Source organism: Klebsiella sp. CN_Kp100 (genome assembly GCF_040065315.1).
Taxonomy (GTDB): domain Bacteria; phylum Pseudomonadota; class Gammaproteobacteria; order Enterobacterales; family Enterobacteriaceae; genus Klebsiella; species Klebsiella oxytoca.
Map to the genome: position 1 here is coordinate 1 of NZ_JBEAIJ010000013.1, position 4,319 is coordinate 4,319.

Consider the following 4,319-nt stretch of genomic DNA (forward strand, 5'->3'; position numbering starts at 1 on the left):
CACGAGCTTTTTCTTCCGGCGCGTTATCGATCTGGTCGAATGCGCGAGCAGCACCGCCGTAGGTTTTAGCCAGAACGGTAGTGATTGCAGCGGTCAGCGTTGTTTTACCATGGTCAACGTGGCCGATAGTACCGACGTTAACGTGCGGTTTTGTACGTTCAAACTTTTCTTTAGACATCGATTGTCCCTCTAAGACACGGATAAATCGGTGATATCACCACATCAACCGGGCAACATGCCCGACTTGTTGAATGCAATAAACTAGAGAGAAACAGGGGAGGAGAGATAAAGAAGTGGTGCTGATACCCAGAGTCGAACTGGGGACCTCACCCTTACCAAGGGTGCGCTCTACCAACTGAGCCATATCAGCACGTTTGGAGCGGGCAGCGGGAATCGAACCCGCATCATCAGCTTGGAAGGCTGAGGTAATAGCCATTATACGATGCCCGCATCCTGAAACTCGGCTACCCAGTTCTTTCTATAACAAAAAAAAGAGAAGCGTCTCTTTTTCTGTTTGAGCTGACCAGTTTAACCAATCAACTCTGGCTCCGCAAAGCGTTGCCGAAAGATGGTGGTGGGGGAAGGATTCGAACCTTCGAAGTCGATGACGGCAGATTTACAGTCTGCTCCCTTTGGCCGCTCGGGAACCCCACCAGGCACTTGATGGTGCCGACTACCGGAATCGAACTGGTGACCTACTGATTACAAGTCAGTTGCTCTACCTACTGAGCTAAGTCGGCATCAAGTAGCGCGCATTCTAGGGAGACCTGCGAGTTCATGCAACTAAAAAATTGCAGAAAATGTTCTATTGCTCACATTTTGTGCTCTGACGAGAAAAAATGGTGTAATTTCAAACAGAGCAGCACAAAAATACGCCAATCTCCTCCATAGAAACGATCGTCGAAGAGAGCAAAATCCTCTTCCAAACCGCTAAAGCGGCATCGATACATCGCAACCCGGTCACAATATTCACTGAATAAGCCGGATGCTTCTACTGAGAACTTTATATGCCCTTGCTAAACCATTCATCTCTGTGATGCTACCTTTAGAAAGCATCATTCAATGAGTTTTTTTCTTATTATTCCTCGCAATCTGGTGTTACCCTCCTGCCCATTGTCCTGATTAACTAGTGTGAAGCACTCCGCCTTCATGTCATTCGGCGGTTGCAAGAGCATGCTTATGAGCCTAAAAGAGCAAACGTTAATGACACCGTATCTACAATTTAACCGCGACCAATGGGCTGCACTTCGTGATTCCGTTCCGATGACGCTAACAGAAGAAGAAATCACGCGGTTAAAAGGCATCAACGAAGATCTTTCCCTGGAAGAAGTAGCGGAAATTTATTTGCCGCTGTCGCGTTTACTCAATTTCTATATCAGCTCCAATTTGCGCCGACAGGCTGTACTGGAACAATTCCTGGGCACCAACGGGCAACGCATTCCGTACATCATTAGCATTGCGGGTAGCGTGGCCGTCGGAAAAAGCACCACCGCGCGCGTACTCCAGGCTTTACTTAGCCGCTGGCCTGAACATCGTCACGTTGAATTGATTACTACGGATGGTTTTCTGCATCCTAACGCCGTACTGAAAGAGCGCGGCCTGATGAAGAAAAAAGGCTTCCCGCAGTCTTATGATATGCACCGCCTGGTAAAATTCGTCTCCGACCTGAAATCCGGCGTTCCTGACGCCACCGCGCCGGTCTATTCTCATCTGATTTATGACGTCATTCCTGATGGGGATAAAACCGTTACTCAGCCTGATATATTAATTCTTGAAGGATTAAATGTTCTGCAGAGCGGGATGGATTATCCTCACGATCCGCACCATGTATTTGTTTCGGACTTTGTGGATTTTTCAATTTATGTCGATGCACCAGAAGAACTGCTTAAGACCTGGTATATCAACCGTTTTTTGAAATTTCGCGAAGGCGCATTTACCGACCCGGACTCCTATTTTCATAGCTATGCTCAGCTGTCTAAAGATGAAGCAATTAATGTTGCCACATCGCTCTGGAATGAGATTAATCTTCTGAATTTAAAAGAAAACATCCTACCGACACGCGAGCGAGCAAGCCTTATAATGACCAAAAGCGCAAACCACTCAGTTAATCAGGTGCGTTTAAGGAAATAAAGAAGGGAGCGTCAGCTCCCCTTTTTTTTATTCCGCGCTTCGCAATGATATCTCACCGCCAATCCAGGGTTTTATTACCCCATCTTGCTCCAGTAATAATGCTCCTTGAGCATCAATGCCTCGAGAGATACCCACGACTTCTTTATCGCCAATAATAAGTTTAACCGGGCGATTAATAAAGTTATCCAGCTTTTCCCAGCGGGTCAGATAGGGTGCTAAGCCTTCGTTCTCAAAAAGTTTAAATCCCGCCCGTAGCTCTTTAATTAGACAAGCTGCTAACGTATTACGATCGATAGCCATCCCCGCTTCCTGCAGGCTGATCCAGCCCTGATTGACAACGTCAGACTCAACGCGGCGCATCATTAAATTAATCCCTGCGCCGCTAACGATATGCGCTGCGTCGCCGGTTTTCCCCGTCAGCTCTACCAGGATCCCAGACAGTTTCCGGTCCTGTAAATAGAGGTCGTTCGGCCATTTTACCCGTACTTTATCCGCCCCCAGGCTTTGCAGCACTTCAGCAATCACGATCCCGATGACCAGGCTTAAACCAATGGCGGCGGCAGGCCCCTGCTCCAGCCGCCAGTACATTGATAGATAAAGATTAGAACCAAACGGCGAGAACCACTTACGCCCGCGGCGGCCGCGACCGGACTGCTGATATTCAGCCACGCAGGCATCACCGGATTGCAGCTCACCGAGTCGGTCCATAAGATACTGGTTGGTGGAATCAATAACCGGTAGCACGGTGACCCGCCCGTGTTCAATCTGCCTGGCGATCTGCTCTTCATCCAGAAGCTGAATGGGCTCAGGTAAACTGTAGCCTTTACCCGGAACGGTGAAGACGTCAATTCCCCAGTCGCGTAACGTTTGAATGTGTTTGTTGATTGCGGCGCGGCTCATCCCTAAACGCTCACCAAGTTGTTCACCTGAATGGAATTCAGCGTCAGCTAATATGGATATCAGCGTCAGAGGGACGGTATAGTCTTTCATGCGATAGTCTCCTCGGCATTCACTTCGCCCGTTTCGCCAATAAAGCGTACTTCTGGTTGCAGCCAGATATCAAACTTTTCACCAACCTGCTGACGTACATAGTGTGCCAGCTTAACCACATCCTCACTGGTTGCTTGATTATCATTGATTAATACCAGTGCCTGCTGGCTGTGTACCGCTGCACCGCCAATCACTTTTCCTTTAAGCTGGCATTGATCGATAAGCCAGCCGGCGGCAAGCTTCATGCTGCCATCGGGCTGTGGATAGTGAGGGATGTTTGGATAGGCGGTCAGTAGCGCTTTAGCCTTCTCCGTGCTAACAACCGGGTTCTTAAAGAAGCTTCCCGCATTTCCATTCACTTTTGGATCGGGAAGTTTGGTCATGCGCATATGGCATACGGCATCAAATACCTGTTGGGGAGTGACGGTTTGCGGATCCAGCCGGGTTAAATCGCCATAGGTCAAAACGGGCTGCCATGCCTTTGGTAAGATCAAACCAACGGCTACGATGGCATAGCGGTCCTGATACTCATGCTTAAAAATGCTATCCCGATAGCCAAAGCGACACTCAGCAGCGGTGAGTCGTTGCTTCTGCCCGGTCGCCAGCTCAATACAATCGACGTACTGGCAAACCTTTTTTAACTCAAGGCCATAAGCTCCAATATTTTGAATCGGCGAGGAGCCGGCGCAGCCAGGAATTAAGGCCAGATTTTCCAGACCAGGCATTCCATTATTTAGCGCAAACTGTACCAGCTGATGCCAGTTTTCTCCCGCGCCCACGTGCAAATGCCAGGCATCAGGTGTTTCACTCACGTCTATACCCATAATACGGTTGATAATCACCGTGCCGGAATAATCCTTCAGAAACAGGACGTTACTTCCTTCACCAAGGATCAGAGTTGGCTGGCGCTTTGCAACGGCATTCTGCCAGGCATCCAGTAGCTGTTTTTCAGTTTCGGCGCGTACAATCGCGCTGGCGGAACGGTCAAGACCGAAGGTATTCCAGGGCTTAAGTGAGTGGCTCATAGTGGCTTCCAGATGCAAAATCTGCATTAGTTTACCGTATATAGCGAGGGAAGGCTTGCCCGATCGTCGTGGGTTGACGAGAGACCATGGCGTTATCAGGAGGAATTGTTAAACCCCGGAAACGCAAAAAGCCCATCCGTCAGGATGGGCTCTTCACTTGTTTGATGCCTGGCA

The 4,319-nt window shown here is 49.0% G+C and carries 4 protein-coding genes and 4 tRNA genes; 1 reads left to right on the forward strand and 7 read right to left on the reverse strand.

The features are described from left to right. From ABLV12_RS08675 to ABLV12_RS08695, 5 genes are all read right to left on the reverse strand, one after another. The coding region (locus ABLV12_RS08675; protein WP_000031655.1) for a GTP-binding protein at positions 1–178 on the reverse strand (178 nt) is incomplete at its 3' end. Positions 179–294: 116 nt separating this feature from the next. Next, a tRNA-Thr gene (locus tag ABLV12_RS08680) sits at positions 295–370 on the reverse strand. Positions 371–375: 5 nt separating this feature from the next. Beyond that, a tRNA-Gly gene (locus ABLV12_RS08685) sits at positions 376–450 on the reverse strand. A gap of 119 nt (positions 451–569) precedes the next feature. Beyond that, positions 570–654, reverse strand: a tRNA-Tyr gene (locus ABLV12_RS08690). A gap of 10 nt (positions 655–664) precedes the next feature. After that, positions 665–740 (reverse strand) — tRNA-Thr (locus ABLV12_RS08695). A gap of 439 nt (positions 741–1,179) precedes the next feature. Here ABLV12_RS08695 and coaA point away from each other — a divergent pair. After that, positions 1,180–2,130, forward strand: coding sequence for a type I pantothenate kinase (gene coaA / locus ABLV12_RS08700; protein WP_004109734.1), 951 nt, complete (start codon positions 1,180–1,182; stop codon positions 2,128–2,130). A gap of 27 nt (positions 2,131–2,157) precedes the next feature. On the opposite strand, the gene birA is transcribed toward coaA, so the two are convergent. Then, positions 2,158–3,120 (reverse strand): bifunctional biotin--[acetyl-CoA-carboxylase] ligase/biotin operon repressor BirA, encoded by a 963-nt coding sequence (gene birA, locus ABLV12_RS08705; RefSeq protein WP_160887925.1) that lies wholly within the window; start codon positions 3,118–3,120, stop codon positions 2,158–2,160. Then, on the reverse strand, positions 3,117–4,145 hold the full coding sequence (gene murB, locus ABLV12_RS08710; RefSeq protein ID WP_064399158.1) for a UDP-N-acetylmuramate dehydrogenase: 1,029 nt from the start codon (positions 4,143–4,145) through the stop codon (positions 3,117–3,119). The genes birA and murB overlap by 4 nt, the downstream gene beginning before the upstream one ends. Positions 4,146–4,319: the final 174 nt, after the last annotated feature.

Coding starts and splice junctions, on each gene's coding strand:
- murB (WP_064399158.1), bottom strand. CDS start 4,145: ATGAGCCACTCACTTAAGCCCTGGAATACCTTCGGTCTTGACCGTTCC.
- birA (WP_160887925.1), bottom strand. CDS start 3,120: ATGAAAGACTATACCGTCCCTCTGACGCTGATATCCATATTAGCTGAC.
- coaA (WP_004109734.1), top strand. CDS start 1,180: ATGAGCCTAAAAGAGCAAACGTTAATGACACCGTATCTACAATTTAAC.